Annotated in this window: 25 protein-coding genes and 1 tRNA gene; 15 read left to right on the top strand and 11 right to left on the bottom strand. The window is 55.7% G+C overall.

What is annotated here, in order from left to right; genetic code table 11:
- The first annotated feature begins 6 nt into the window (after positions 1-6).
- The gene (locus tag C2E16_RS08730) at positions 7-2,079 is read left to right on the top strand and encodes a pyrroloquinoline quinone-dependent dehydrogenase (RefSeq protein WP_373996392.1); all 2,073 of its coding nucleotides are present in this window, start codon (positions 7-9) and stop codon (positions 2,077-2,079) included.
- A 768-nt stretch (positions 2,080-2,847) separates the two neighbouring features.
- Here C2E16_RS08730 and C2E16_RS08725 read toward each other — a convergent pair.
- A complete protein-coding gene (locus tag C2E16_RS08725) occupies positions 2,848-3,798 on the bottom strand; it encodes a GlxA family transcriptional regulator (protein WP_084969964.1) in 951 nt (316 codons plus the stop codon).
- Between the two features lie 312 nt (positions 3,799-4,110).
- Between C2E16_RS08725 and C2E16_RS08720 the strand changes: the two genes are divergently transcribed.
- Both C2E16_RS08720 and rclA read left to right on the top strand, forming a co-directional pair.
- Complete coding sequence (locus tag C2E16_RS08720; protein WP_084969963.1) at positions 4,111-4,920, top strand: SDR family NAD(P)-dependent oxidoreductase; 810 nt, start codon at positions 4,111-4,113, stop codon at positions 4,918-4,920.
- Positions 4,921-5,138: 218 nt separating this feature from the next.
- On the top strand, positions 5,139-6,464 hold the full coding sequence (gene rclA / locus C2E16_RS08715) for a reactive chlorine resistance oxidoreductase RclA (RefSeq protein WP_084969962.1): 1,326 nt from the start codon (positions 5,139-5,141) through the stop codon (positions 6,462-6,464).
- 283 nt (positions 6,465-6,747) lie between these two features.
- On the opposite strand, the gene C2E16_RS08710 is transcribed toward rclA, so the two are convergent.
- Positions 6,748-7,773 carry a zinc-dependent alcohol dehydrogenase family protein gene (locus tag C2E16_RS08710; protein WP_084969961.1) on the bottom strand — a complete coding sequence of 342 codons (1,026 nt, stop codon included), beginning with the start codon at positions 7,771-7,773 and terminating at the stop codon, positions 6,748-6,750.
- Positions 7,774-7,878: 105 nt separating this feature from the next.
- On the opposite strand from C2E16_RS08710, the gene C2E16_RS08705 reads away from it, so the two are divergent.
- Together C2E16_RS08705 and C2E16_RS08700 are read left to right on the top strand one after the other, a co-directional pair.
- Complete coding sequence (locus C2E16_RS08705) at positions 7,879-8,799, top strand: LysR family transcriptional regulator (protein WP_084969960.1); 921 nt, start codon at positions 7,879-7,881, stop codon at positions 8,797-8,799.
- A 144-nt stretch (positions 8,800-8,943) separates the two neighbouring features.
- Complete coding sequence (locus tag C2E16_RS08700) at positions 8,944-9,459, top strand: GNAT family N-acetyltransferase (protein WP_104951472.1); 516 nt, start codon at positions 8,944-8,946, stop codon at positions 9,457-9,459.
- Positions 9,460-9,549: 90 nt separating this feature from the next.
- On the opposite strand, the gene C2E16_RS08695 is transcribed toward C2E16_RS08700, so the two are convergent.
- On the bottom strand, positions 9,550-10,278 hold the full coding sequence (locus C2E16_RS08695; RefSeq protein WP_104951471.1) for an SDR family NAD(P)-dependent oxidoreductase: 729 nt from the start codon (positions 10,276-10,278) through the stop codon (positions 9,550-9,552).
- 101 nt (positions 10,279-10,379) lie between these two features.
- Here C2E16_RS08695 and C2E16_RS08690 point away from each other — a divergent pair, with 101 nt between their 5' ends.
- Together C2E16_RS08690 and C2E16_RS08685 are read left to right on the top strand one after the other, a co-directional pair.
- Positions 10,380-10,763, top strand: a complete 384-nt coding sequence (locus C2E16_RS08690) for a winged helix-turn-helix transcriptional regulator (RefSeq protein ID WP_084969959.1) — start codon at positions 10,380-10,382, stop codon at positions 10,761-10,763.
- A 184-nt stretch (positions 10,764-10,947) separates the two neighbouring features.
- Positions 10,948-11,799: a DUF4198 domain-containing protein gene (locus tag C2E16_RS08685; protein WP_104951470.1), complete on the top strand. Its 852-nt coding sequence runs from the start codon at positions 10,948-10,950 to the stop codon at positions 11,797-11,799.
- 51 nt (positions 11,800-11,850) lie between these two features.
- Here C2E16_RS08685 and C2E16_RS08680 read toward each other — a convergent pair whose 3' ends face one another.
- A complete protein-coding gene (locus tag C2E16_RS08680; protein ID WP_084969957.1) occupies positions 11,851-12,897 on the bottom strand; it encodes an SDR family oxidoreductase in 1,047 nt (348 codons plus the stop codon).
- Between the two features lie 161 nt (positions 12,898-13,058).
- Positions 13,059-13,325 carry a hypothetical protein gene (locus C2E16_RS08675; RefSeq protein WP_084969956.1) on the bottom strand — a complete coding sequence of 89 codons (267 nt, stop codon included), beginning with the start codon at positions 13,323-13,325 and terminating at the stop codon, positions 13,059-13,061.
- 518 nt (positions 13,326-13,843) lie between these two features.
- On the opposite strand from C2E16_RS08675, the gene C2E16_RS20540 reads away from it, so the two are divergent.
- From C2E16_RS20540 to C2E16_RS08665, 3 genes are read left to right on the top strand one after another with little or no spacing between them, the layout of a single operon-like run.
- Positions 13,844-14,110 carry a hypothetical protein gene (locus tag C2E16_RS20540; RefSeq protein WP_133052038.1) on the top strand — a complete coding sequence of 89 codons (267 nt, stop codon included), beginning with the start codon at positions 13,844-13,846 and terminating at the stop codon, positions 14,108-14,110.
- A 9-nt stretch (positions 14,111-14,119) separates the two neighbouring features.
- The gene (locus tag C2E16_RS08670) at positions 14,120-14,854 is read left to right on the top strand and encodes an AzlC family ABC transporter permease (RefSeq protein ID WP_084969954.1); all 735 of its coding nucleotides are present in this window, start codon (positions 14,120-14,122) and stop codon (positions 14,852-14,854) included.
- Positions 14,851-15,141, top strand: coding sequence for an AzlD family protein (locus C2E16_RS08665; protein ID WP_084969953.1), 291 nt, complete (start codon positions 14,851-14,853; stop codon positions 15,139-15,141). The genes C2E16_RS08670 and C2E16_RS08665 overlap by 4 nt, the downstream gene beginning before the upstream one ends.
- A 52-nt stretch (positions 15,142-15,193) precedes the next feature.
- Here the strand turns inward: C2E16_RS08665 and C2E16_RS08660 are convergent, their stop codons facing one another.
- A complete protein-coding gene (locus C2E16_RS08660) occupies positions 15,194-15,649 on the bottom strand; it encodes an Lrp/AsnC family transcriptional regulator (RefSeq protein WP_306552690.1) in 456 nt (151 codons plus the stop codon).
- Between the two features lie 168 nt (positions 15,650-15,817).
- On the opposite strand from C2E16_RS08660, the gene C2E16_RS08655 reads away from it, so the two are divergent.
- The gene (locus tag C2E16_RS08655) at positions 15,818-17,389 is read left to right on the top strand and encodes a sensor domain-containing diguanylate cyclase (RefSeq protein ID WP_084969952.1); all 1,572 of its coding nucleotides are present in this window, start codon (positions 15,818-15,820) and stop codon (positions 17,387-17,389) included.
- An 18-nt stretch (positions 17,390-17,407) separates the two neighbouring features.
- On the opposite strand, the gene C2E16_RS08650 is transcribed toward C2E16_RS08655, so the two are convergent.
- Positions 17,408-18,637, bottom strand: a complete 1,230-nt coding sequence (locus C2E16_RS08650) for an amino acid permease (protein WP_052133910.1) — start codon at positions 18,635-18,637, stop codon at positions 17,408-17,410.
- Positions 18,638-19,274: 637 nt separating this feature from the next.
- Between C2E16_RS08650 and tcuC the strand changes: the two genes are divergently transcribed.
- A complete protein-coding gene (gene tcuC, locus C2E16_RS08645) occupies positions 19,275-20,585 on the top strand; it encodes an MFS transporter (RefSeq protein WP_038626674.1) in 1,311 nt (436 codons plus the stop codon).
- Between the two features lie 8 nt (positions 20,586-20,593).
- Entirely contained in the window at positions 20,594-21,391 is a 798-nt protein-coding gene (locus C2E16_RS08640; RefSeq protein ID WP_104951469.1) for a substrate-binding domain-containing protein, read from the top strand.
- Here the strand turns inward: C2E16_RS08640 and C2E16_RS08635 are convergent.
- From C2E16_RS08635 to C2E16_RS08625, 3 genes are all read right to left on the bottom strand, one after another.
- Positions 21,366-22,265: a LysR family transcriptional regulator gene (locus C2E16_RS08635; RefSeq protein ID WP_038626678.1), complete on the bottom strand. Its 900-nt coding sequence runs from the start codon at positions 22,263-22,265 to the stop codon at positions 21,366-21,368. The genes C2E16_RS08640 and C2E16_RS08635 overlap by 26 nt on opposite strands.
- Positions 22,266-22,287: 22 nt before the next feature.
- Positions 22,288-22,584, bottom strand: a complete 297-nt coding sequence (locus C2E16_RS21100) for a hypothetical protein (RefSeq protein WP_038626680.1) — start codon at positions 22,582-22,584, stop codon at positions 22,288-22,290.
- Positions 22,585-22,748: 164 nt separating this feature from the next.
- Positions 22,749-22,824: transfer RNA gene (locus C2E16_RS08625), tRNA-Val, on the bottom strand.
- A gap of 495 nt (positions 22,825-23,319) precedes the next feature.
- On the opposite strand from C2E16_RS08625, the gene C2E16_RS08620 reads away from it, so the two are divergent.
- The gene (locus C2E16_RS08620) at positions 23,320-23,577 is read left to right on the top strand and encodes a hypothetical protein (protein WP_038626683.1); all 258 of its coding nucleotides are present in this window, start codon (positions 23,320-23,322) and stop codon (positions 23,575-23,577) included.
- 476 nt (positions 23,578-24,053) lie between these two features.
- Here the strand turns inward: C2E16_RS08620 and C2E16_RS08615 are convergent, their stop codons facing one another.
- Entirely contained in the window at positions 24,054-24,812 is a 759-nt protein-coding gene (locus tag C2E16_RS08615) for a ZIP family metal transporter (protein WP_211278239.1), read from the bottom strand.
- A 372-nt stretch (positions 24,813-25,184) separates the two neighbouring features.
- Between C2E16_RS08615 and C2E16_RS20785 the strand changes: the two genes are divergently transcribed.
- Positions 25,185-25,355, top strand: a complete 171-nt coding sequence (locus C2E16_RS20785) for a membrane lipoprotein lipid attachment site-containing protein (RefSeq protein ID WP_038626685.1) — start codon at positions 25,185-25,187, stop codon at positions 25,353-25,355.
- Positions 25,356-25,428 lie beyond the last annotated feature (73 nt).

Genomic DNA, 25,428 nt, shown 5'->3' with positions numbered 1-25,428 from the left:
CCATTAATGAAAGTCAGCATCACGGCGCTGGCGCTACTGTTCATACCGGTGACGCAGGCGCAGAAGCAGGATAACGCTGCTGAAGCCTCTATGGGCACGCAGGAAAAACTTAATGTGGATTCGGCCAATCAACAGGCGCCGGGAACCACTGAAACTACTGAAGATGCGTCCACCGGCAAGCGTGACGGACAGAAAGTCGAGTCTGCCAGTCACGCCGCGAGCTCACTGGTGCCTTCTTCTGCCAGCTGGGACAGCTTCCATGGTCAGATTAGCGCACAGAAATATAGCCCGCTGAAACAGATCACTGCGGATAACGTCAGCAAGCTAAAGAAAATCTGGGAATTTCATACCGGAGATGTCTCGGATGGCAAAGGTGACATCCCTGCCACCGTCTGGTCAGCAACGCCAATTTTTGCCAACCAGACGCTCTACATCGGTACCCCATTTGATCGCCTGATTGCGCTGGACCCCGGTACAGGTAAAGAGAAGTGGCACTATGACACTAAATCCTCGCGCAAAGCCCTGACGCAGCCGGTACTGAAGAACCGTGGTGTCTCCTACTGGCAGGCCCGACAACCGGCTCCCGGGCAAGCGTGTCAGAAGATCGTCTATATGGGAACCGTTGATGGCAAGCTCTTTGCGCTGGATGCCGATTCGGGTAAGCCGTGCAGTGACTTTGCTGACAACGGCATGCTGGATCTTAATCAGTGGAACACGGTTAACGCCAAATACCCGCTATCTGTGCTGCAGCCGCCCACGGTCGTCGGCAACCACCTGCTTGTTGGTTGGGCCGGCAAAGACTGGGCTTATGCTGAAGCGCCTCCGGGCACCGTCTTTTCAATCAATGCGCAGACCGGCGAACGCGAATGGACTTTTGAAGCCATTCCGGCCGCAATCCGCAAACGCACCGGTACCGCCAACGTCTGGACACATATGTCTGCCGATGAGGCTCATGGACTGGTCTATCTGCCGGTCTCATCGCCATCTCCCAACTACTGGGGCGGTAACCGCGTCGATCCGATTCCGCTCGGCACGTCTACTACCGCGCTGGACATCAATACCGGTAAAGTGGTCTGGTCTCGCCAATGGGTGCATCACGACGTGTGGGATTACGATATCAATTCGGCACCAACGCTGATGGATATCACAGTCAACGGCAAAAAGATCCCGGCACTGATTCAGGCTACCAAGCAGGGCTTTCTGTTTGTTGTGAACCGTCTGACGGGAGAGGATGTCTGGCCTATTGAAGAGCGTCCGGTGCCTCAGGGTGATGGTTCGGTGCAGGGTGAAGTTCTTTCGCCAACACAGCCATTTCCTACAAAACCTGCGCCACTGCTCGATCAATCGAAAAAGCCAGAGATCTGGAAACTGGCGGATATAGTGGGTGCCGGCCAGTGTTCACGACTATGGGATAAGCTGACCTATGAGGGCATGTACACGCCACCAACCACTAAGGGCGAAGGGACACTAACCTATCCGGACAGCGCCGGGGGCGTTCAGTGGGGCGGCGTAGCGTACGATCCACAAAAACAGATTGCGATCGTTAACACCTCACACATCGTGCAGTATGTGAAGCTCTATAGCCGCGAAGATTACGAAAAAGCGGATAATGGTTCCGGCAACGAGAGCGGTTTTGCCCCTCAGGAAGGTGCGCCTTACGGGCTGCGTCTGATGGTGGCGAATAACTGGCTTGGCATGCCGTGCTGGCAGCCACCCTTTGGTGAAATCGTGGCGCTGGATATGCATACGGGTGACGTAAAATGGCGTCGTCCGGTTGGCGCTTCGCAACAGTATGGCTTCTTTATGCCGGAAAGCTGGGGATCACCCACCATCGGCGGCCCGGCAGTGACAGCGGGTGGCGTGATCTTTATAGGTGCCTCAATGGATGCCAAAGTTCGCGCCTACTCCGTGGATAACGGAGAAGAGCTGTGGTCCGATCAGGTTGAAGCACCAGCGGTGGCGAATCCGTCGGTCTATGAGTATAAAGGCCGTCAGTATGTCGCATTTGTCGCAGGCGGTAATACTATTCTGAAGGATCAGGTGGGCGATCAGGTGGTGGTTTACGCGCTACCTGAGTAATCGTTCTTAAAAAACATCAATACAAACAGAATGGGGCTCCAGCGCCCCATTTTTTTGTACCCGGTCCGGCGTTTCGAGCGGTCCGGACTGCCACATTGGCGATAATCGAGCCTCTCCCGCTCTGCGCAGGGATGACCGGCTTCGGCTCAGTTCGCTAAGGTATTTTTAGTTGCAGGACTGAACCCACTCATTCCTGCTTAGGGCTGGGGTAAATTCTGTGGCAGGAAGTTTTAGTAAAGCCTTTGCGATCGTTAATATACAGGCTCCAGGTCCGCTGGACATTGCCTGCTGCTCCGTCTTATTTCACATACCGCTGGCCCCCGCAGGTACTTCGTTACGAAATGGCGTAAAGGCCGTTATCTGCTACATAGCCGCCCCTCCGTCAGCCGCTGTACATACCAAACCCGCTTCGGCGGTTTTTTTTAATCCCGTAGAGAAAATTCAGCAGGATGAGATTAAGAATACAGGCGGGAAATGGATCTATTCGTCAATGCCATCCTCAACGACAAATGCTTGCACAGATTATTTAAATGGCTCAATGCCCGCTTTTCGCTTATAGCGGACCTTGCCCGCGCAAATGTCTCAGGGTGTGAAGCGGGCGTTACAGGGTGTTTACAGGACGCAGATATGGGAGGGGCGAGCGCGTAGTCTCACGCAGCTGAATATGTCATTTGTACCTGACATTATCCAGTAATTAGTCCCCCGCTAGCTTCCTGGCTTTTTTAAATAACGTTATGCAGATATACCTTCAGCTAAAAATAAAGCGCGTCAGGATACCGCCGTGTTCTTTCCAGTACGTAAGGACTGTGGAGGAATGCCATACCCCCGCATAAAAACATCACGCATATGGCGGCGATCCCTGAAACCTGATTCCCTTGCAATCACATCCAGCGAAAGTCGGCTCTGTTCAATCATTAATCGTGCGGCTTCAAGCCGCAACCGCTCAATTACCCGAGCCGGAGATTTACCCATCTCATTCAGAAACAGTCGATTAAGCTGACGAGTACTAACATGTACCGCATCAGCAAGATGTTCAACAGACAACGTTTTGTTGAGATTTTGCCGCACATATTCCAGCGCCATCTGCAAACGGTCGCTTTTAGGCGACAATGTAAGCAGTTCAGAATGCTGACGCTGGCCACCCGAACGGCGCTGATTCATCACCATACGATGCGCGATATTACGGGCCACGTCTGTTCCATGATCCTTTTCAACCATGGCCAGCACCATATCTAACCCGGCCGTCATGCCGGCTGAGGTCCAGATTCGGTCATCAATGATGTAAATCAAATCGTCTTCGGTCCTGACTGCCGGGTGCAGAACCTTCATGCTCTGCGCGTATGCCCAGTGAGTAGTAGCACGTCTTTCGCTCAGCAATCCCGCCTGTGCAAGCACAAAAGCTCCGGTACAAATGCCGGCAACACGCCGTGCGTGACTGGCCTGGTTTTGTAAAAAACGTATAATGCCGTCAGTTGCAGGCAGTTTCGTTGGCATAAGCACACCGCCAACAAGCCACGTATCTGCTGCCGCTTCGTCAGTGAGCTTCCTGCTGATTATGCTTAATCCGTAAGAGGAATTTACCTCTCCACCAGACTCTGAATATACCGTGCAGCTGTAAAAAGTTTCACCCAGCACCAGATTGGCAAACTCAAAAACCGTTAATGTCGATAACGCAAGAGACTGGAACTGTTCGGCAATGATAAGTCCTACCCGGTGCATTCAACTCCCCCTCTTTTTAATCGAGAATAAGTGCCTCTGACTAAGTTTCGAAGCCCACCTCATCAGACTTTATGCTTTCACCAAGTCAGGAATAATTAATTACCTATCAAAGACAATAAGTTAACAATCAGAACTCAGGATATATCAGCTGGATGTCCGAATGTTCAGCCTAATGACGTGGCCGGATTGCTGAACGCATTAATCCCTAATGCAGCTGAAAAATGTCTGAAATCGTAACCTTCTAAGTCCGTTTTTTTGCCGCCCGTTCCCGTAATCTCACCTCATCCGACACATCATATCGAGGTGAATAAAATGAGTAAATCTCCAAAAGGAACGGCCGTTGTAACAGGTGCGTCAACCGGTATGGGAGCTATTTATGCAGCCCGTCTGGCCAGAATGGGTTACGACCTGATGATTGTTGCCCGCAATCATAACCGGCTTAATCAGATGGCCAGCCACATCACTGCTGACACCGAGCGTAATGTAGAAGTCGTGGCTGCGGATCTGAACGATTCACAGCAACTGGCTGCTCTTGAAGAAAAATTACGTAATGACGCCAGCATAGCGCTGCTGGTTAATAATGCAGGCGTAGGCACCCACACTTCTCTTGTAGACAGTAACGTTGAGCAGATGATCACCATGATCAATCTCAATGTGACCGCCCTCACCCGACTAACTTATGCCGTCGTTCCCGGTTTTATAAACCGGGGAAAAGGCGCAATCATCAATATTGCTTCTATTGTCGGGATAGCACCTGAAATCTTAAACGGCGTTTATGGTGGCAGTAAAGCCTATGTGCTGGCGTTTACCCGGTCTTTACAGCGCGAGTTAGCTGATAAAGGTATTCAGGTTCAGGCAGTACTGCCCAGCGCTACTGCAACACCATTCTGGGAAAACGGCGGCCTGCCCTTAAGCCAGCTTGACCCAGGTATTGTCATGCAGGCGGAAGATATGGTTGATGCCGCTCTTGTCGGTTTCCAGCTCGGTGAGCTGATTACCATTCCTTCCCTGCATGACGATAGCCGTCTACAGCGCTGGGAACAGGCGCGTCAGGCTGTTATTGAGGACTTTTCCCATAACGTGCCCGCAGCGCGTTATCAGCCCTCCTCTTCCCAGATTTAATGCGAGCAGATTTACAGAACCGCTCCGGCCAGTCAGGAAGGCTGGCCTTTATTAATGGCAGTGAGGGCGGCTAAACCCTCTGTAAATCTGGAGCGAAATAATTATGCAGGCAGTAGTACTGAATTTTCCCGGTGGACTGGAGCCGTTCGGGAAAAACTACAGTGGGATTGTTAGTGAAGGTGGTGACAGTTTTACCGCCTTTTACAGCGGAGAACATCATGAACCATTATCAGGCAGTCATCATTGGATTTGGTAAAGCAGGCAAAACGCTGGCGGGGGCGCTGGGCCGCGCTGGCTGGCGCGTGGCAATCATCGAAAAATCTAAAGCCATGTATGGCGGCACCTGCATTAACATCGGTTGTATTCCCACCAAAGCGCTGGTGCATGATGCACAAGCCGCAACTGATTTCAGTGAAGCTATGCAGCGCAAAGCGTCAGTGGTTGAATTTCTGCGAGAAAAAAACTATCTCAATCTGGCAAAGATGGAAAAAGTCGAAGTGATTGATGGTCAGGCGGAATTCCTTGACGCCCACACGTTGAGAATCACCACTGAGCAGGACGCCCGTACGCTCAGCGCGGACCGCATTTTCATTAATACCGGCGCTGAAGCCATCTTCCCTCAAATTGAAGGCCTGATTCCCGGGCCACGTATTGTCGACAGCACCGGCCTTCTGAATTTAACCAGCCTGCCAGAAAGACTGGGCATTCTCGGCGGTGGCTATATTGGCGTCGAGTTCGCCTCCATGTTTGCCAGCTTCGGTAGTAAAGTCACGATATTTGAAACTGCACCGCAATTTCTGGCGCGTGAAGATGCCGATATCAGCACGGCAATAAGTACAATCCTGCAGGAACAGGGCGTGAAGACAGAACTGAGCACGGTAGTTCAGTCTGTTACCAACGGCAACGACAGCGTTACGCTGCGCACGATGAAGGGCGATCATAAGATGGATGTCCTGCTGGTCGCTATCGGGCGCCGCCCGGCAACGCAGGCGCTGAAGCTGGAAAAAGCCGGAGTGGTAACAGATGAGCGTGGGGCGATTCGGGTCGATAAAAGCCTGAAAACTTCTGCAGATCATATCTGGGCTATGGGAGACGTCACCGGTGGGCCGCAGTTTACCTATGTCTCTCTCGATGATTTCCGCATTGTGTATGATCAGCTGCTGGGTAAAGGCACGCGCACGACAGACGATCGCGTTAATATACCTTACTCGGTATTTATGACGCCCACGTTGTCGCGCATCGGTTTAACCGAAGCGCAGGCACGTGCCCAGGGCAGGAATATCCAGGTGGTATCATTACCCGTGGCAGCGACTCCGCGAGCACGCGTGATTAACGATACACGGGGCATGCTCAAAGCCGTGGTCGACAATGACAACCATCGCATCCTCGGCGTAGCCTTGCTGGCGGCGGATTCCCACGAAGTGATCAACCTGGTGAAAACGGTCATGGATGCAGGCTTGCCATACACCGTGCTGCGGGATCAGATCTTCACTCACCCGACCATGAGTGAATCGTTAAACGATCTGTTTGCATTGATAAAATAAGCGTGAGAAAAACGCCCGCCCAGGCCGACTGATACTATGTACCCCGTTCAGAGCGCGCCTGCCCAGGCGCTTTGGCGCCGGGTTCATGACGGGCAGCCGGACGGCGACCGTTTTTCGGCTCTACAGCCATTTAACCCACTGGTTCGAAGACGTAACGTCCGCTTATCGCGCTTAGCGGACCTTAAAAGCAATAGTGCAATAAAAATCATTAAGGCCGGTGGCAAGTGTAAGCGGCAGAGGTGTTTTCAGAACAACGCTGCCGGGATTTCTGAAGCCTGATATATCAGCCCACGTTGATAACAATTTTTCCGAACGCTCCCTGATCAAGCAGCTTCAGCGCCTCCGGGAGTTGGTCAAAGCGGAAGGATTTGTCGATAACCGGTTTCAGCTTGATCCTGTCAACGGCCCGAACCAGATCTTCCAGCGCTCTGCGGTGGCCTACACCTATCCCCTGAATAGTTGGAGATTTAAGCAGCAGTAATCCCCCCGACGCTGAGGTATCGTCCATGTCCATCATACCGATCAGCGAGATACGCCCATGCGAAGCGACGGCGCGAACAGAATCTGCAAAGTTACGACCACCTACTGTATCCACAACGTGATCAATGCCCCGATCGTTCGTCAGACGGTAAATGGCCTCGACCCAGTCCTCTTTTTTACGGTTAATGCCGTGATCGGCACCAAGCGCAACCGCAGCGGCAAGCTTCTCATCGCTGGATGAGGTAATAAACACTTCGGCACCCACAGCCTTGGCGATCTGAAGAGCAAAAAGCGCCACGCCGCCGGTTCCCTGCACCAGTACGGTTTCGCCGGCGCGAAGGCCGCCGCGTTCAATCAGAGCAAACCAGGCGGTCAGTCCTGCACAGACGAGCGTGCTGGCTTCAGCATCGCTGAGCGTCTGCGGGGACTTGACCAACCACTCTTCACTCATGATCACGTATTCAGCCAGCACGCCCTGATACGCATAGCCTATAGTGTTGTAATGTGGGTTCTTAGCATTGTTGTTCAGTTTCCCGTCAATCCAGTCTGCGTTAAAAGATGAGATAACGCGGTCTCCCTGGCTGAAACGGGTCGTGCCCGGTCCGACAGCCTCAACCACGCCAGCCATATCGGAACCGGGCGTGAAAGGCATTGGCATCCCCATACCCATTCCGCCTTCCATAATGACCTTGTCACGGAAGTTGAGAGAGACGGCATTGACCCGGATCAGTACTTCATTCGGGCCAGGCTGAGGGATTTCTTCTTCTTTGAGTTTCAGGTTCTGACGTCCGATTTCGTTTAACGTCCAGTATTTCATTGTGCGATTCATAGAGACTCCTGTGTGGCAAATAACGGATGCACAGGATTCTAGCACTGCACTTTAAGATACAATGGGGATACTATTTCCACTTATTGATTCCTGTGAAGCGACAATATGAAAAGTGAAATGAACAGCATTCCTGTTTTTGTGGCCGCAGCTGAAACAGTGAGCTTTGCACAGGCAGCTGAAAAACTGCACGTTACACGTTCGGCAGTGGCGAAAACCATATCCCGGCTTGAGGAAAGGCTTGGCGTTACTCTCTTTAACCGTACCACCCGCAGTCAGAGTCTGACCGACGAAGGCACGCTTTACTATGAATACTGCCGCCGGGCGCTCAGTCTGATAAAAACGGCGGAGGATGTTCTGGAAGGCGGCAAACTTCAGGCGAGCGGGAAACTGAGGGTAACTGTTCCTGTCCTGTTAGGACACCTCTGTATTGCGCCTTTACTGTCGGCGCTGGCACACGAACATCCGAAGCTTGAGCTTGAAATCTCATTCAGCGATCGTCAGGTGGATTTGACTGAAGAAGGGTTTGATCTGGCCGTCAGGATCGGCACGCTGGCTGACAGCAGCAGCCTTATCGCCCGAAAACTGGCCACGTACACCATGGTCTTCTGCGCCTCCCCGGATTATCTCCAACAGGCCGGCGAGCCGGCCTCCCCAGAAGAACTACAGCGACATGCGGCGGTTGCTTATGTTCATTCAGGACGTATTCTCAAGTGGCAGATAAAAAACGAAGAGGATGGAATATCAGAAATTAATCCGCCCGCCAGAATCATGATGGACGATATGCAGGCGGTAAAAAATTTTGCCGTTACGGGAGGCGGCATTGTCTGGCTCCCTTACTGGCTCGTCAGGGAACAACTAGCCAGTGGAGAGCTTAAAGCAATATTAAAAGACCACGCTTCAGGAAGCTGGCCTGTCTATGCAGTATGGCTGCGAAATCCTCATCTGCCTCTGAAAGTCAGGCTGGCCGTGGATAAACTGGTGAGCGCATTGCCGACCATGATGGCCACCGTTGAAGACAAAGCTTAAAAGGCCCGCTTTCCGCTCAAAGCGGGCTTTGCCCTGCCTTCCTTCTGTCTGGCCGCATCGTGCCAGCAACACAATTTTCCGTTATACAAAGAGGCCAGCTATGATGGGCTGTTTGAATGGATAAAGCACAGGGAGAACGTACAGTTGGACATCACTATCAGCGCTGCACAGCCTGAACATTTTGCCGATCTGCGCGCCATTGAGTTGGCTGCTTTTGAAACATTGCGTGAAGCGGGTGCGGTAACAGGTCAGGCTGTCGTAAATAGTCTGGAAGAATTTTGTGTTTTCAGCCGCGACGGTCTGCTGCTTGCCGCCTTTGCGTCAGATTCTAAACCCGTAGGGTTTATCGCAGGCAAATTCCAGGATATATGGTTGCACATTGCTGAAATGGATGTGCATCCAAACTGGCAGCGCCGTGGCATCGGTAGCTTATTGATGCAGACTCTGCTCTCATCCGCGCAGCAACGCGGTCTGGCTGGCGCCACACTCACCACAGATAATATAGCGGCCTTCAATGCCAGATTTTACGCCAGGCTGGGTTTTGAAATTGTTGACGGCCCTTCGTGCCCACTGCACCTGATAAGACAAAAAGCAGAGGAAATGGAGAGAGGTTTCATTCCAACGCGGCGCGTAGCAATGTGGTTGAAATTTGAGGATTGAGCGTTGTAATAACGGTCATACGGTCCGCTTTTCGCTCAAAGCGGACCCTGCCCGGCGTGATATCTATCGCGCCGGGCAGCAGCGATACCTCTACGCCGTCATGCCGCCATCAATAACCAGTTCGGCGCCGCTGACGTACGTGCTGTCGTCCGAGGCAAGGAACAAGGCCGCAGCCGCCACTTCGTCGGGATTTCCCAGACGTCCGGCCGGTATCCGCGCGCTTAGCGTCCGCCTGACGTCGTCGCTGGCCTGGTCGAACATCGGCGTATCCGTAGGTCCGGGACTGACTGTGTTGACCCGGATGCCGCGCGGCGCCAGCTCGGTGCTCCAGGTGCGCGCATAGGCGCGTACTGCGGCCTTGCTGGCGGAATAGGCGCCATAGCCGGGATTGGCAATAGCTCCCGCAATCGAGCCGATCAACACGACGGCGCCCCCCTCGCCCATGTGCCGGACCGCCTGCTGCACCGTGAACACCATGGCGCGCACGTTGAGGCCGAAGATGCGATCGATATGCTCCTCGGTGGTCTCTTCCAGGCTCGTAGGCTCGGCCACGCCTGAAGAATTGACGAGGATATCGAGGCGGCCAGTCCTGGCATGGATAGTCTCGAACAAACGGGCAAGATCGCGGGCGTTGGTGAGGTCGCCGGATATCGCCTCGATCCGACCGCCGATACGCGCAACCGCCTCGGCCAGCTGCGCTTCGCGTCGACCGGTGATGAAAACATGGGCGCCTTCTTGCACAAAGCGGCGGGCGATCGCAAGGCCGATACCGCTGCTGCCGCCGGTCACCAGGGCGGTTTTTCCTTCAAGTCTCAACATGATTGCTCCAGATAAAGAGAGATAGAAACCAGATGATATATTTCGTATATTTGGTGTCAATTACGCACCTGATCTACATCAGATATACAGAAGGAAACCTAATGGCGAACGATATCCCGGCTCTGCTGGCAGAGATCAACAGCACACGCCCCATCCTGGAACAGGTGGCAAACAAATGGTCGGTATTGATCCTGACCGTGCTGTGCAGCCAACCCGCGCGCTTTAACGCCATCAGGCGCAGGCTCGATCCGATCACGCACAAGGCCCTGACGGAGGCGCTGCGCCGACTTGAGCGCAACGGCCTGGTCAGCCGTCGCGTGATCGCATCGTCACCCGTGGCGGTCGAGTATGCAATTACGCCGCTGGGCCGGACCTTGCAGGAGCCTTTTACGGCTCTGGTGAGCTGGGCCAAACAATATGGCGGGGATATGGAGCAGGCGCAGGTGGTTTACGACGAACAGCGCGCTGCCGAAGAGCCCGTATAAACGCGGCCGTGGCCTTAACGCTGGCGCTCGCCTGTTATTTTATCAACGCGATTGTCTTCCCGCTGTGCTACCACTCGCACAATTGTTATGATATAACATTTCACGTTACGGGCGCCGTCGCGCCCGATTTATGCCGTGCGCAACTCAACCTTTGGGAACGATCTGGAGATAAGATGAAAAAACACTGTTTACCGCCGCGCTCTCGCTGGCCTCATTCGCGCCGCACGCTCACGAGCTCTGGCTAAACGTGCCGCCCGTGGCCGCTGATAAAACACTGGACATTGAAATGGCCTATGGCGACAGCTTTCCGCACGGCGAGCCGATTCCGGCGGCGCGTCAGGCGCTGTTCGCCCCGCTGGTCGCCACCAACGGCGCAGGTCAAACGGAGTCGTTTCCGATTAACAGCGAAAAATACCGGTTCAGCCTGGCGCATCCTGCCGCGGGCTCATGGCTGGTGAGCGCGACCTATAAACCCACGTTCTGGTCGCTGAAACCCGACGGCGAAAAATATCAGTGGCGGCAAAGTAACAAACAACAGTGGCCGGGCAGCTACTGCATGGAAAGCACCATGAGTGCGAAAAGCGCCAGCTATATCGGCGCGCCGGGCGAAAACCGCGCCCTGACGCAGCCCACCGGCGCGCGTCTGGAGTTTGTGCCGCAGGTGGATCCCGCCACGCTGAAAACCGGCGATACGCTGCAGGTCACGCTGCTGGCGAACGGCAAGCCGCTGGCGAATCACGAGGTGGGCATCGCAATGGTCGATCTTTCCGCCAAAGCCGCCGCGCCGCACGAGCATCACCACCATCATCATCACGCTGCCGACACGACGCTGACCCATCCGGCGCTGGCGCACACGTACGCCTATGAAAACGCCGCGATGAAGGATCATACCGATGCGCAGGGCGTGCTGAATCTGCCCATCCTGAAAGCGGGACAGTGGCTGCTGATGAGCGCCAACGATACGCCCTACGCCGACAGCGCCGTCTGCGATATCCATCTCGATCAGACCTCCTTCGGCTTCGCCATTCCTGAATAACCGCTATAAAAAAACCGGCGCTCAGCGCCGGTTTTCTTTTTTACCGCGCGATTAAGGAATATAGCGCTGGTTGCGCAGCTGGGTCAGCAGTTCGATAAACATCTCTTCACTGTCGATACAGTCAGCAAAGCCGTGCTGGCGCGCTTTGATGGTGCTGGTGATATTGTCGAAGGTGGTTTTCAGAATAAAGTCGCCGAACTGCCATGAGACGATCTTCTCATAGGGATACGCTTGCAGGCCGTGCTGCTGCGTCAGCTGCTGCCAGAGCGACGCTTTGTCCGCCATCATCTGCTGCAACGACAGCGGGAACGGCTCGCCGACCGGTACGTCAAAGAAAGCGGCGATGCGCGGCCAGATACGCGACCAACGGAAATAGTCGCCGTTGGTGATGTTAAAGATCTCGCCGCGGCAGGCCGAATTTTCCCCCGCCCAGTCGATAGCCTTCGCCAGAATGCGCGCGTCGGTCACCTGATAGAGCGCGTCCCAGGCTGCACGCGGGCCAGGAAAGGACATCGGCACGCCCAGCGCTTTGGCGATGCTGCCGTAAACGGCGATCACCATCAGCAAGTTCATTGGATTGCCTACCGCCATGCCGATAACCGCCTCAGGGCGCAGCGCGGTCCATGACCAGCTTTTCCCCTGCGATTGACTGCGCAGGAAGTCTTCCTGATCGTAATAGAAGTTAGGCGGCATATGACGCGGATCGCTCTCTTTTGCCGGCGACGGGAACGGCCCGATATGGGCGCCGTACGCCTTGCCGCCTTGCATCAGCGCCACATGCTGTAAACCTGGCGCGTGCGTTTCCAGCGTTTCCACCAGGTTTTGCAGCATCAACAGGTTAACCTCCACCAGCTCCGCCGGGGTCGGCTTCTCCTGATATGCGGCAAACACCAGATGCGTGGCGTCCGTCAGCTGCGCGAGCTGCGCTTCGCACGCCGCACGGTCGGTCAAATCTACCGCGATATGACGCGCGCGCGTCGGAAAATCGGGCGCGCGACGCGACAGCGCAATCAACTCCACATCCTGATGTTCAAAATGGTTAAGTACGCCGCGTCCAATCACGCCTACCGCACCTGCGACTACCACCGTTTTTTTCATCCGACGCTCCTCTGTGCCAGCTTATTAATGAAATAGAGTACACAGGGCAGTGTTGTCTACCGGTTTGAAAGCGTCAAAGCGAAAGCCGCGCCCGATTCGCTCCGCAGCGGCGAAAGGCAGGCGCGGCGCGGTCTGCGTCCCGCTTACGGAAATGTACGATTTTATGTCTGCGCGCGCGGATCGGCGTTTTTAATCTCCACCAGCACCAGCGGATTTCTCTTTACCCGGCAGACCTGGTCGCGCGCCAGCTGGCAGACGGAGCAGTAATCATGCACCTCGGATTGATACTCATATTCAATGTAACAACGAAACTTCTCGCCATAGGAGCTGAGCCGACAGAAGCGGCGCGGTTCAAGAAGCTCGTCGAGCTGTAAGAATGTCAGGGCGGAAGGGTTATGAAACCCAACCCGAATGCGATAAGTCGTCATGACCCGATTATTTTCGCAAAGCGCGACGCAGGCCAGCTGATAAGGGTTCTTCCTGAAATAGACAAAAGCTAAGAGTGTGAGCCGTCGCGCAGCGCGGCCTCAAAGTGGCGCCTTTACAGATATCTTTCTGTACAAGAAAAGGGCTTAACTGTAGGATATTTTACGCTTTTTACATGGCCCCGGACGCGCCAGGATATCCCCTGTTAAAACACACTGGAGAAGGTAATGACGCTGAAAAAACTGATATGGGTGCTGGCGATAGCAGCGAGCTTCACCGCCGCTATTCACGTTTCCGACCGGCTGATCAATACGCAGGTCAGCGCGATGGCGGACAGCGAGTAGGCGCCCTCGTTCGCACTCGCCCGGCAGGCTTAATCGACGCATCGCAGCGCCCGTTTGACTGGCCTGACCTCTTTACGTTTAATTGCGCCCTCGCCTCTAAAGTTCCCTGGCGCTACGCCGATAGTCATCAAGCCTGACGCAGGATGCGTTAATCGTGAGACGTTATCGTGCGTCGGGTGACTAACCACGAACGTAATCTTGTAAGCTGCTTGCCGGTTATCCCCGGCGTTTCGGGAATGTCCAGCCCGCTCCGCGCGGGCTTTTTTATGACGCCTGATATCGAAACGTTGAGAATGCGCAGCTTAGTCCCTTCATCGCGCAGGGTTTTAGCACTGAATTCTGTTTTTTATTTTATTATTGAAATTCAAACGCTTTTACAGCCTTTTTTCGCCGGAAAACGCATCCCGCTGCCCGCAGCAAGAAGATATAATCTCCGCAAATAAGGAGATGTTATGCACCGTAATCTTTCCATCGCCGCTGAACGCTCGCTGCTGGGTGAAATCCAGCGCGGGCTGCTGGCAGCCGTTCCCATACTGCTCGGCGTTGTGCCGTTTGGTCTGCTGCTGGGCGCGCAGGCGGCGCAAAAGGGCCTGTCGCCCTTTACTCTGGTGTCGATGACCGGCCTGAACTTCGCCGGCGGCTCGGAATTCGCCGCCATCGCGCTCTGGGCCTCGCCGCCGCACGTGCTGACCATTGTGCTGGTCAGTATGCTAATCAATAGCCGCCATCTGCTGATGGGCGCCGCCATGACGCCCGCGCTGGCGCATCTGCCGCCGCGCAAGGCGCTGCTGGCGCTGTTTTTTATGTGCGACGAGAGCTGGGCGATGAGCATGGCGGACGCGGCGCGACGACGCGCGCAGGGGCTGCCCGCTTTTAGCGCCGGTTATTATACCGGCGTGGCCGGCGCGCTGTGGCTGGTCTGGGTGCTTTCCACCGGCGCGGGCGTGGTTATCGGTCCGGTGCTGGGCGACATTACCCGCTGGGGATTTGATATGGCCTTCCCCGCCGTGTTTCTGGTGCTGCTGAAAGGGATGTGGAAAGGGATGCGCTCCGCGCTGCCGTGGCTGGTCAGCCTGATTTGCGCCGGTGCCACCTGGCACGCCTTTCCCGACGCGGCCTGGTTCGTGCCGGCGGGCACGGCGTCAGGCATCGTCACTATTTTGCTGCTGCACAGGAAATCCGCATGAGCCTGACGATTCTGACCATTGTACTGATGGCGCTGACCACTTACCTGACGCGCATCGGCGGCTATCTGCTGCTGCGCGACCGCGCGTTCAGCCCGCGCATCAAAGCGGTGATGGAAGCGGCGCCCGGCTGCGTGCTGATTACGGTTATCGCGCCGCACTTTGTCACCAGCAACCCGGCAGATCTACTGGCGCTGGCAATTTCGCTGCTGGCAGCAATGCGCTTTTCGCTGCTGCCGGTGGTGGTCATCAGCGTCGTCGCGACCGCCCTTTTACGTCATCTTCTTTAAGCGGCAAATAAGGACAAGACGCGTTGTTTCTGACGCGTCTTGCGATAAGGCATCAGCCGAGCGGCAGTTCGGAAGTCTGTTTGATGGTCTGCATCGGCAGCTCGGTTTTAAGGCACTGGACGCCGCTGATACGCGCCAGATGGTCGATCTGAAACTGACGATAGGCGTTTAAGTCCGCCGTCACCACGCGCAACAGAAAATCGCAGTCGCCCACCATCAGATGACACTCCACCACTTCCGGCAGCGCGCACACCTCGCGCGCGAAGTTATCGACCGTTTCCGCATCCTGACTATGCAGCCAGACCCGGACAAATACCGTCAGCTCCAGCCCCATCGACGCCGGGTTAAGAATGGCGACGTAGCGCGCGATGGCTCCGCTCTCCTCCAGCTGTTTGACGCGCCGCAGACAGGGCGACGGCGACAGCCCCACTTTTTCCGCCAGCACGTTGTTAGCGATACGTCCATCCTTTTGCAATTCACGCAGAATACGAAAATCCAGCTCGTCCATTTTTAGCATCCGGTATCACGATTTATCAAATTAAGAGTACATTATGCCCTGAAAGTGACGGACCGCACATCGTTTAGCTGCCTGTTTTTGGGCGCAACGCACTGGTTTCCTGCGCACAAGCATAAGCTGTGCTTTACTTAACGCCATATCCTCACAGCGAAACTATTTATGAAGATCGGCGAAAAAGTTTCCGGCGCGTTTGTTCTGCACTCTTCGCTTGGCAGAACCATGACCATTTTTATGCTGTTGCTGTTGACGGCGGTGCTGATTGTCAGCGCCTGGACGCTGGACAGATCCTGGGAGCGCAAGCTACAGGATACGGAGAGCAGCGCGGTCAACCTGTCGGTATCGCAGGCGCGCCAGGCAGAAGACACGTTTCTGCAAACTGAAATTACGCTGCGCGCCATGCAGCGTGAAATCCCCGACAGCGGGCCGAATAACGCCAATAAGGCGGAACTGAATGCGGTGCTGGCGGAGATGAAAAGCAGCCTGCCTCAGCTCAACGGCCTGTTTGTTTATGATGCGCAGGGCAACTGGGTCGCCACGTCGGCGGCGCATATTCCCGCTGGCGCCAACAACAGCGACCGTGAATATTTTATCTATCATCGCCAGAATCGCCACGGCGGTTCCCACATCGGTCACGTTATCCGCAGCCGCACCACCGGTGATCTGGTGATCCCGGTGTCGGTGCGGCTAAACGATGCCGCCGGCGGTTTCGCCGGCGTGGCGCTGGCTACGGTGCGCGTCGATTCCTTTAAGCGTTTTTATAGTTACTTTGAACTGGGCGAAGGGGATCTGCTGGCGCTGCTGCTGGATGACGGCACCGCGCTCTATGTACGCCCTTTCCCCGATTCCTTTATTAACCGCAGTCTCTCCTCCAGCTCGCTGTTTACCACGCAGCTGCTGCGCGCCGATCGCGGCAAAGGCACCTGGCTTTCGGCGCTGGACGAGAAAGAGCGTATTTTCGGCTACGCGCGCTCCGGCCAGTATCCGCTGATCGTGGCGGCAGGCTTCGATAAGTCAGCGCTATGGTCGCAGTGGCTGCACGACAGCCTGCCGGATCTGGTGCTGAACGGCACGCTGCTGCTAATCATTATTATGATCGGCGCCGTGATGCTGCGGCAGGTGCGTACCAACGTGGATAACCAGATAGAGCTGACGGCGCTGCGTGACGAGCTGACCACCATCAACCAGACGTTGCAGGCGATGGCGCTGCTGGATAGCTTAACCGGCCTGGCGAACCGGCGGCAGTTCGATCTGTTTCTGGCGCAGAGCCTGAAGCGATCGGCGCTTACCGGCAAGCCGGTGGCGCTGATCATGATGGATATCGACTTCTTTAAATATTACAACGACACCTATGGCCATGTGGCGGGCGATAATTGCCTGCGTCGCGTCGGCGAGGCGTTGAAAAATATGTCGATGCGCCAGGCCGATCTGATTGCGCGTTACGGCGGTGAAGAGTTCGCTATCGTGCTGCCGAACGCCACGCTTGAGGTAGCGAATCGCGTGGCGGAAAACGCCGTCAAGGCGGTGCGTAACATCGCTATTCCCCATGAAAGCACGCAGCTGCCGGGGCGCACCGTTACCCTTAGCGCGGGCGGTTTCGCCCTGCAGAGCAGCGGCGACGTTCAGGATGCGCAGCTGCTCAAAGAAGGCGCCGACCATGCGCTTTATGAGGCGAAGCGCAATGGCCGCGACCGCGCGGTGGTTCATACCGCGTCGCCGACAGCGGGGCCATAAACCCCGCGTCGGCAAAGGTTACGCCATCGCGTAGAGCAGCGCGGAGAGCGTGGCGATGCCGCCAGCTAAAATGCCAAGCGCCTTCCCGCCGCGCAGGAACGCCAGCGCCGGTTTGTTGTAGATCAGCCAGGCGGGGATCAGGAACAGGATAATGGCGATCAGCGGGCCGCAAAACGCTTCAATCAGGGTAATAACGTTGGGGTTGGCGTAAACGATCAGCGAAGTCATCACGTACATGGTCAGCACCGCGACGGTCTGGCCTCTTTTCCGCCCTTTTTCGCTACGGCAGTTAAACAGCCGCACGGTAAAATCGCTGAAGGTCTCGGTGACCGACAGCGATACGCCGAGAAACGATTTGGTCATACCGATAATGGCGATAAACGGCGCGATATAAAACAGTACGCCAGCGTTATCGGGCGAGGAAATAATCGACAGCACGTTCAGATTTTTCTCTTTCGCTTCGACAAAAATATCGTGCGGCATGCTCAGCACGCAGCTAAACACAAAAAAGATAATACTGACAAAAATAGCCAGGTAGGCGATGCGAATGACGCGGAACGCGCGCGGCGCGTCGCCTTTTTCCTGATAGTGCGCGGCCAGCGGAGAAATAATCGGGGCGCAGCAGAAGGAGAACGTGATCAGCGGCAGCGTCAGCCAGATATTTTTAAAGGTGGTGGAGGCAGAGGTTTCCGGCAGCGCGCTCAGCGCATCGGTGACGTTCTCCCAGCGCCAGGCGGGGATCTGCACCGCCGCGATAGCGATAATAGCGATGGCGAACGGCAGCGCCAGCACGCTCATGGTGCCGACCACCCGGTCGCGTCCTTTGCTGAGAATGCCGAACAGCACTACCATGCAGATCAGCGTCAGCAGTCCCTTATTGACGCTGGCGAAGTGAAGATGCTCAACGAGGAAGTTATCCAGCGCGCTGACCAGTGAGATGCCGTAGACCAGCATGACCGGATAGAAGGCGACGCAGTAAAGCAGGGTCATCAGCCGATCGCCGCGCGGTCCGAACCAGGTGCTTAGCGACGGCAGACGCTGGCGATCCGGCTCGCTCATATAGATGCGGCCCAGTACCAGGTGCGGCAGCAGAGAGAGCGGCAGGCCCAGCAGCAGCATAATGATAAAGATCACCGGCCCGCGGGTGCCAATTTCAATCGGCAGAAACAGCGTGCCTGCGCCCACCGTGGTGCCATATAAACCTAACGTCCAGATCGTATCCTGGAGTTTCCAACCCTGATGTTTCATAAAAGTCCTGCAAAATAAAAAAATCAGCTATTCAGTAAAATTTACAGGCCATCTGTCTGGTTTAAAGTTTTACTGCGGTATTGCCGCAGGAATTAACAGACGAGATGGCGAAGCGACGGCGCGCGGATCTTATCAGAAAAAACTGATCTAAGGCCGCCCTGAACGCGGCAATGCTCATTAAAAAGGCAAATAAAGCACATTTTTAATTTGTCTCCGTAGCCGCAACGTTAAATATGTTTAGTCAGGTTATTTTACAGCGACGTTATTTTACAAAAGATTAATAAATAACCCTGTTGGGCAGTTCGAGCCCGCAGCGACATGCTGAATTGGTGAACGCAACAGTACGGTTTTATCACCCGGCCTTCCCTTTTCGAATAACATTTAACCTACATAACTTTGCATTTCTATTATGAATTATGTCACAAAATAGAAAACTCACTCTGCCGTGCCGGGCGACAGGATAATCAGCATCTGAAAGGTAAAGCACTGTAAATACGGCCTGTTATTGCAACGCGTCATTTATTCATGCGCGAAACGCATCGGATCATTCGCATATTGCACTTATTAACTTTGTCCGGCTGGTTCAGTCTTCAAAACAGGCGCAGCAAGAAGCGTCATCAATAAACCGGAGACTCAGATGCAAACATCTTCTACCTCACCCACAACAACCCGTTCCCGTATTGGCGCAATATTCCGTGTGACGTCGGGTAATTTTCTCGAACAGTTCGACTTTTTCCTGTTCGGTTTCTATGCCACCTATATCGCCCACACCTTTTTTCCGGCGAGCAGCGAATTCGCCTCGCTGATGATGACCTTCGCCGTTTTTGGCGCGGGTTTTCTGATGCGACCGATCGGCGCCGTGGTGCTCGGCGCGTACATCGATAAAGTGGGCAGACGTAAAGGGCTGATTGTGACTCTGTCGATCATGGCGGCGGGCACCTTCCTGATTGTCCTGATCCCCTCTTATCAGAGCATCGGCCTTTGGGCGCCCTTCCTGGTGCTGATGGGCCGTCTGTTGCAGGGCTTTTCCGCTGGCGCGGAGCTGGGAGGCGTATCGGTTTATCTGGCCGAGATCGCCACGCCGGGACGCAAAGGCTTCTATACCAGCTGGCAATCCGGCAGTCAGCAGGTGGCCATTATGGTCGCTGCGGCGATCGGCTTCGCGCTGAACGCCCTGCTTGACGATGCGGCGCTGCGCGCATGGGGGTGGCGTATTCCGTTCCTGCTGGGCTGCCTGATTGTGCCGTTCATTTTCCTGCTGCGCCGCAGGCTGGAAGAGACGCAGGCGTTTAACGCCCGCCGCAGCCATCCGGGCATGGGACAGGCGTTCAGAACCCTGCTTGGCAACTGGCAGGTCGTGATTGCCGGTATGCTGATGGTGGCGATGACGACGACCGCCTTCTACCTGATCACCGTTTACGCGCCGACCTTCGGCAAAAAGGTGCTGCTGCTCAGCGCCTCTGACAGCCTGCTGGTGACGCTGCTGGTGGCGGTATCCAACTTTTTCTGGCTGCCGGTGGGCGGCGCGCTCTCTGACCGCTTTGGCCGCAAGCCGGTGCTGGTCGTCATGACGCTGCTGGCGCTGGCCACCTCTTATCCGGCGCTGAGCCTGCTGGCGGCCGCGCCCAGTTTCCATATGATGCTGGGCGTACTGCTCTGGCTGTCGCTGATTTACGGCCTGTACAACGGCGCAATGATCCCGGCGCTGACGGAGATCATGCCTGTCGAGGTCAGAGTGGCGGGATTCTCGCTGGCCTACAGCCTGGCGACGGCGGTGTTCGGAGGCTTTACGCCGGTTATCTCCACCGCGCTGATTGAATATACCGGCGATAAAGCGTCGCCTGGTTACTGGATGAGCTTTGCCGCCCTGTGCGCGCTGCTGGCGACGCTTTACCTCTATCGCCGCAGCGCCGTTCCCTTCCCGCAGGCCGGTAAGACGGTTAGCTAAGGAGCGCTATTGTGAAAATTCATCACGCTTTATTTGCTTTGATTATGGTCTGCTTTTGCAGCGCGAGCGCGCAGGCGAAAGCGCTGACCGTCATGATCTCCGGCGGCTTTAAAACCGCCTGGGAGACGCTGGGCCCGCGCTTTGCCGCGCAGGAGGGCTACAGCATTAAAACGGTATCCGGCCCTTCAATGGGCAATACGCCGCAGGCGATCCCGGCGCGGCTGGCGCGCGGGGAAACGGCGGACGTGGTGATTATGGTTGGCGATGCGCTGAGCGAACTGGAGAAACAGGGCCGGATCTTACCCGGCTCCAGGGTGGAGCTGGCCGATTCGCCGATAGGCGCGGTGATTAAAAAAGGCGACGCGCCGGTGAGCATCAAAACCGTGGCAGCATTACGCGCGGCGCTGCTTGATGCTCCTTCGGTGGCTTATTCCGACAGCGCCAGCGGCAGGTATGTCAGCATCCGGCTGTTTAACACGCTCGGCATTGAGAAGGAGATGCAGGGCAAAGCGCACAAGGTGGAAAGAATTCCGGTCGCCTCGCAGGTCGCTGACGGGAAATATACGCTGGGCTTTCAGCAGGTGAGCGAGCTACTGCCGGTGCCGGGCGTCACCTTTATCGGCGAGCTGCCCGCCAGCGTCCAGTACATTACCCGCTTCGCCGGCGCGGTTGTCGTCACCTCCGCGCATCGTCATGAAGCAAAAGATTTACTGAACTACCTGGCTTCGCCGGCGGTGCAGGCGGTAGTGCGCTCAACCGGCCTGCATTCGGTCGCGCCGGTTAAACAGAGCAGTACTGTTCAATAAGTAGGTTTTCCAGCTCTCTGGCGATGTGCGACACCATGCGGCCATTTTTACGCAGCAGCCCGACCGTGCGCTTCACCACTGGATCGGTCAGCGGCACGCTGGTCAGAGCCGAATGACCCGACGAAGGCATCGACATAGCGGGGACGGCGGCAATGCCGAGCCCCGCTTCAACCATGCCCAGCATGGTGGTGACGTGTCGGGTTTCGCAGATGCTGGGCCGTTCCGGTACGATATCCTCCAGCGCCCGATCGAGCAGGTTGCGGTTGCCGGAGGTTTTATCCAGCCCGACCCAGGCGTGCCGGTAGAAATCGCGCCAGCTGATGCTGCTATTGCCGGCGATCGGATGCTCATGTCGACAGGCGGCGACATACTCATCCTCCAGCAGCGGCAGAAATTCGATATCCGGCTGCGATACGCCGGAAAAGCTGATGCCGAAATCGGCCTGCCCGCTCATCACCGCGTCATAGACATTGCCCGCGCTGCTGTCGATGAGCTTCACCCGTACGCGCGGGTAGCGAGCCTGGAAGCGGCTAATCACGTTCGGCATAAAATAGTAGGCTGCGGACGGCACGCAGGCGACGGTCACCAGGCCGGTTCGCGTCTGGCTGACCTCGCTGATGTCGGCCATCACCTCTTCAAAATCGGCCAGTAGTCGCCCTGAGCGCTCGGCAAAAGCCTGTCCTTTTAGCGTCAGCGTTACGCGCCGGGTGGTTCTTTCAAACAGCTTCAGACCCAGCGCGCTTTCCAGCTTGTCGATTCTTCGGCTCAGGGCCGACTGCGACAGGCAGATCGATTCCGCCGCGATGCGAAAGTTGCCATACTCCACCAGCGCCCGGAAGGCGTAAAGGTCGTTCAGATCGAAATTTACCGGCATTTTCTCACTTCCCTGGCCGCAGTTAAAACCGCATCCGTTTTGTGTTAAATAATTCGGCCGCCACTTTCATGCTGAAGTGAAACGCGGGCGTCGCGTTAAAGAAAAAGGTCATCCACAGCGTGACGGCGGTGAGGATAAAAAACAGGCTGATGCCGTTGCTGCCGCCAGCGATTTTTTTAGTGATAACGCAGTAGCAACGCCCTGTCGTCGCGCCGCCGATGGCGCCGGGCCCTTCGGTAACGCCGCGCAGGAAGCCGACAAGGAGACGCCAGAGAAAAATGGCGATAAGCCCCGTGGCCGTAGCTTTTCTGACGGTCATCCGCGAATGAACCTCTCCGGTCAATCTGGCGACGACGCCAGGCAGTTAATCATCATGCAGACTTTATCACGGCAGAGCAAAAGGGTCAGCGTTGCGCAGGGAAGATCGGAATAAGGCAGCCATGCAAGACGTACCGTCTGGAAGAAACGTTATGGCGGCGGAAGTGGAACGGGCAGCAGGATTCGAACCTGCATCCTCAGCCTGTACGGCCGGCGTAATCTCCACTTATACCACGCCCGTTTCGAAAATGAGGGGACGCGTTATGCCGTTAAACGGCGAAAGCGCATCAGACTTTTTCTTCCAACCACGAGTTGGCCGCAATATCGGCAAAGCAGGAGGTCTTGGTTAAAGGCAGGCGACAGCAGGCGCAGATGGCTCCGTGGCGCGTTTTTTTCGTGCTGGAATAGCAGGTGAACATGAATTTCTGACTACCGCAGGCGGGACAGCTGAACTTAAGTGAGCGCATAGTTACCTCATAAAGAGACGCCTCGTAAATATCTGATGTGTCTTAAGCCTACGCTTTACTGCTGCTTTAACAAGCAGAGGCGAAAGGTAAAACGACAGAATAATTTTCATTCAACGGGCAATGCCGCAGCCCGCCCCGCTCACGGCGTGATATCTCTGCCTGACGATTAGGAATTTTCTTAATCGCAATCAGCGCGCCCTCCTGAAGATGGCAAACTGATTAACTGGGTTTAGGCTGATAATTCGGTTTACGGCAATGTGGAGGTTGTTATGCCCTCTGTTCAACTGCACATCAAAGACCACCCGGAATATGCATTTACCGGCCACTACTTCACCGAGCAGCCGGCAGGAGAAAACGCACCGCTTCGCCGCCATTTTGAAATTCAGAAGGCGACGCAGCCCGCAGAGGCATTTCAGGATCTGATTCAGGGAGATACCGTGACTTTCGTTTCCGCCAGCGGCGAAGCTGAAGAGATGCTGCTGAGCGATGAAACGGCCTCGCATATTATTTTTGTCTCACGCGACTGAGACGTCTTTCCCCGGCGCGCAGCCGCCAGGCTCACAGCCCCGCTCCGGCGGGGCTTTTCATTATGCCCGCAGACGTTCAGGCAAGCCGTCTGTCAGGGCGTAAAGAAAGGTGGCCAGAGACGATGGTGGAGGCTAAAGCGAGGTACAGCCCGGCGTTCAAACCGGGCTGATGGTCAGTGGCACTGACCTGTTACACCGTCACGTCCATTAGGACAAACATCCGTTGCGGGGATCAGCGATGCGACGCCCCATGAGCAGCCCGTCAGAGATAAGCAGACCACCAGCACAAACACCTTTTTCATAAGCCCCCTTCTGATGCGCTTTTCTGTCCTGAGATTACCTGCGCACCTATTATAGGCGCTGTTATCCGAACGGCAGGCCGCTGCTGACATTTTTGCCGGGCCAGCGCAACAAACGGCGCGTTTTCTGTCAGCCAAAGCCCCGAATTTCCCTTTATGTAAGGAGGCCCGCCCCTTTTAGCCGCCCATTTTACTGAGCACGAACGCCGCCAGAAATCCGCTAACCGTAATCAGACCGGCAAAGTTGTGCGTTTCGGCAAAGGCTTCCGGGATCATGGTGTCCACCAGCATCGCCAGAATCGCGCCAGCGGCGATAGCGGTCGTGGCGGCGATAATGTCAGGAGAGAACCCCTGAAACAGCGTATAGCCCACCAGCGCCGCCAGGCCGGAAGCCAGCGCAATGCCGCCCCACACGCCGAATACATAACCAGCGCTGCGCCCCGCTCTTTTCATCCCTGCCGCGCTCGATAACCCTTCAGGAATATTGGAAAGAAAAATAGCGATCACCGCCACCACGCTGACGGCGCCGCCATGCAGCATCGACAGACCAATAACAATCGATTCCGGGATGCCGTCCAACAGCGCCCCCAGCGCGATCGCCGTACCGCTGCCGCTCTCCTCCTGCTCCGAGGGCTGTTTGCCGCCGGAGCGTTTGCGATGCTGCGCCCCGCGCTTCGCCAGCAGCCAGCCCGCCAGAGTATAGATAGCCGCGCCGCCGACAAAACCAGCGGCGGTAGAATCAAAGCCGCCGGTTTTATACGCTTCATCCATCAGCTCAAAGGAGAGCGCGGAGATCAGCACGCCGCTGCCAAAGGCCATTATCGCCGCGATAGCGCGCTGCGGCACGGCGATAAACCACGCGACCGCTGCGCCGATCACTAATGCAAAGCCAGAAATAAACCCCCAGAATCCTGCCTGCGCCCATAGCGGCATCATCGCCATTTCCTTCTCCTCATCATGGATTTTACGCTTTAAGCATAGTGTGAAAGCATCACACTGCCGGTGCGGCGCAGGACGCATTGAGGAATACGGTAAAAATGTCGCCAACAGCGCGGCGGACGTGAAACAGGCAATTGACGATATGTCAGCGGACGTGGTGAATTTCCCTCAGTAGCCCTTTCTTCAAAACGCGCGACCAGGCCTATGCCCTCTTTACCGACGCACGCAGGTCTTTACTCCTTCCTCAGTTTTATCTTAAACATCCATAAAAACAAGACGCTGCCGCGCCTGCGGCTTTGACAACGCGCCGCTGTTCACTACCCTTTAAGGGCAACGTTGTTGTTGCGTTAAACTTACACAGGGAATTTCATGAAAAAGATTATCGGTGGTTTATTTATTCTTTCCAGCCTGTTTGCGCTGGCGGGTTGTCAGCACGACAGCAGCGCCGTCGGCCCTGATGGCCGTCCGCACGCGCCAAGCAATCAGTCAGTGCCTGGCGGCACCCAGGGCCAGGGCCCGGTTGGCCAGCCGCAGTCTTAATTGTCACCCGTTTTATATCGAATGTCGCACTTTCCATAGCCCGTTCAGTCCGGGCTTTTTTATTCCTGTAAAC

The sequence above is a fragment of the Mixta calida genome, from assembly GCF_002953215.1.
GTDB classification, from domain to species: domain Bacteria; phylum Pseudomonadota; class Gammaproteobacteria; order Enterobacterales; family Enterobacteriaceae; genus Mixta; species Mixta calida.
Note: the sequence above shows the minus strand (reverse complement) of the source record. Positions and strands in the feature narration are given on the sequence as shown.

Coding starts and splice junctions, on each gene's coding strand:
- C2E16_RS08690 (WP_084969959.1), top strand. CDS start 10,380: ATGGCGAACGATATCCCGGCTCTGCTGGCAGAGATCAACAGCACACGC.
- C2E16_RS08635 (WP_038626678.1), bottom strand. CDS start 22,265: ATGCCGGTAAATTTCGATCTGAACGACCTTTACGCCTTCCGGGCGCTG.
- C2E16_RS08725 (WP_084969964.1), bottom strand. CDS start 3,798: ATGCACCGGGTAGGACTTATCATTGCCGAACAGTTCCAGTCTCTTGCG.
- tcuC (WP_038626674.1), top strand. CDS start 19,275: ATGCAAACATCTTCTACCTCACCCACAACAACCCGTTCCCGTATTGGC.
- C2E16_RS08650 (WP_052133910.1), bottom strand. CDS start 18,637: ATGAAACATCAGGGTTGGAAACTCCAGGATACGATCTGGACGTTAGGT.
- C2E16_RS08680 (WP_084969957.1), bottom strand. CDS start 12,897: ATGAAAAAAACGGTGGTAGTCGCAGGTGCGGTAGGCGTGATTGGACGC.
- C2E16_RS08660 (WP_306552690.1), bottom strand. CDS start 15,649: ATGGACGAGCTGGATTTTCGTATTCTGCGTGAATTGCAAAAGGATGGA.
- C2E16_RS08720 (WP_084969963.1), top strand. CDS start 4,111: ATGAGTAAATCTCCAAAAGGAACGGCCGTTGTAACAGGTGCGTCAACC.
- C2E16_RS08670 (WP_084969954.1), top strand. CDS start 14,120: ATGCACCGTAATCTTTCCATCGCCGCTGAACGCTCGCTGCTGGGTGAA.
- C2E16_RS08730 (WP_373996392.1), top strand. CDS start 7: ATGAAAGTCAGCATCACGGCGCTGGCGCTACTGTTCATACCGGTGACG.
- rclA (WP_084969962.1), top strand. CDS start 5,139: ATGAACCATTATCAGGCAGTCATCATTGGATTTGGTAAAGCAGGCAAA.
- C2E16_RS08620 (WP_038626683.1), top strand. CDS start 23,320: ATGCCCTCTGTTCAACTGCACATCAAAGACCACCCGGAATATGCATTT.
- C2E16_RS21100 (WP_038626680.1), bottom strand. CDS start 22,584: ATGACCGTCAGAAAAGCTACGGCCACGGGGCTTATCGCCATTTTTCTC.
- C2E16_RS08665 (WP_084969953.1), top strand. CDS start 14,851: ATGAGCCTGACGATTCTGACCATTGTACTGATGGCGCTGACCACTTAC.
- C2E16_RS20785 (WP_038626685.1), top strand. CDS start 25,185: ATGAAAAAGATTATCGGTGGTTTATTTATTCTTTCCAGCCTGTTTGCG.
- C2E16_RS08655 (WP_084969952.1), top strand. CDS start 15,818: ATGAAGATCGGCGAAAAAGTTTCCGGCGCGTTTGTTCTGCACTCTTCG.
- C2E16_RS08695 (WP_104951471.1), bottom strand. CDS start 10,278: ATGTTGAGACTTGAAGGAAAAACCGCCCTGGTGACCGGCGGCAGCAGC.
- C2E16_RS08675 (WP_084969956.1), bottom strand. CDS start 13,325: ATGACGACTTATCGCATTCGGGTTGGGTTTCATAACCCTTCCGCCCTG.
- C2E16_RS08615 (WP_211278239.1), bottom strand. CDS start 24,812: ATGATGCCGCTATGGGCGCAGGCAGGATTCTGGGGGTTTATTTCTGGC.
- C2E16_RS08710 (WP_084969961.1), bottom strand. CDS start 7,773: ATGAATCGCACAATGAAATACTGGACGTTAAACGAAATCGGACGTCAG.
- C2E16_RS08705 (WP_084969960.1), top strand. CDS start 7,879: ATGAAAAGTGAAATGAACAGCATTCCTGTTTTTGTGGCCGCAGCTGAA.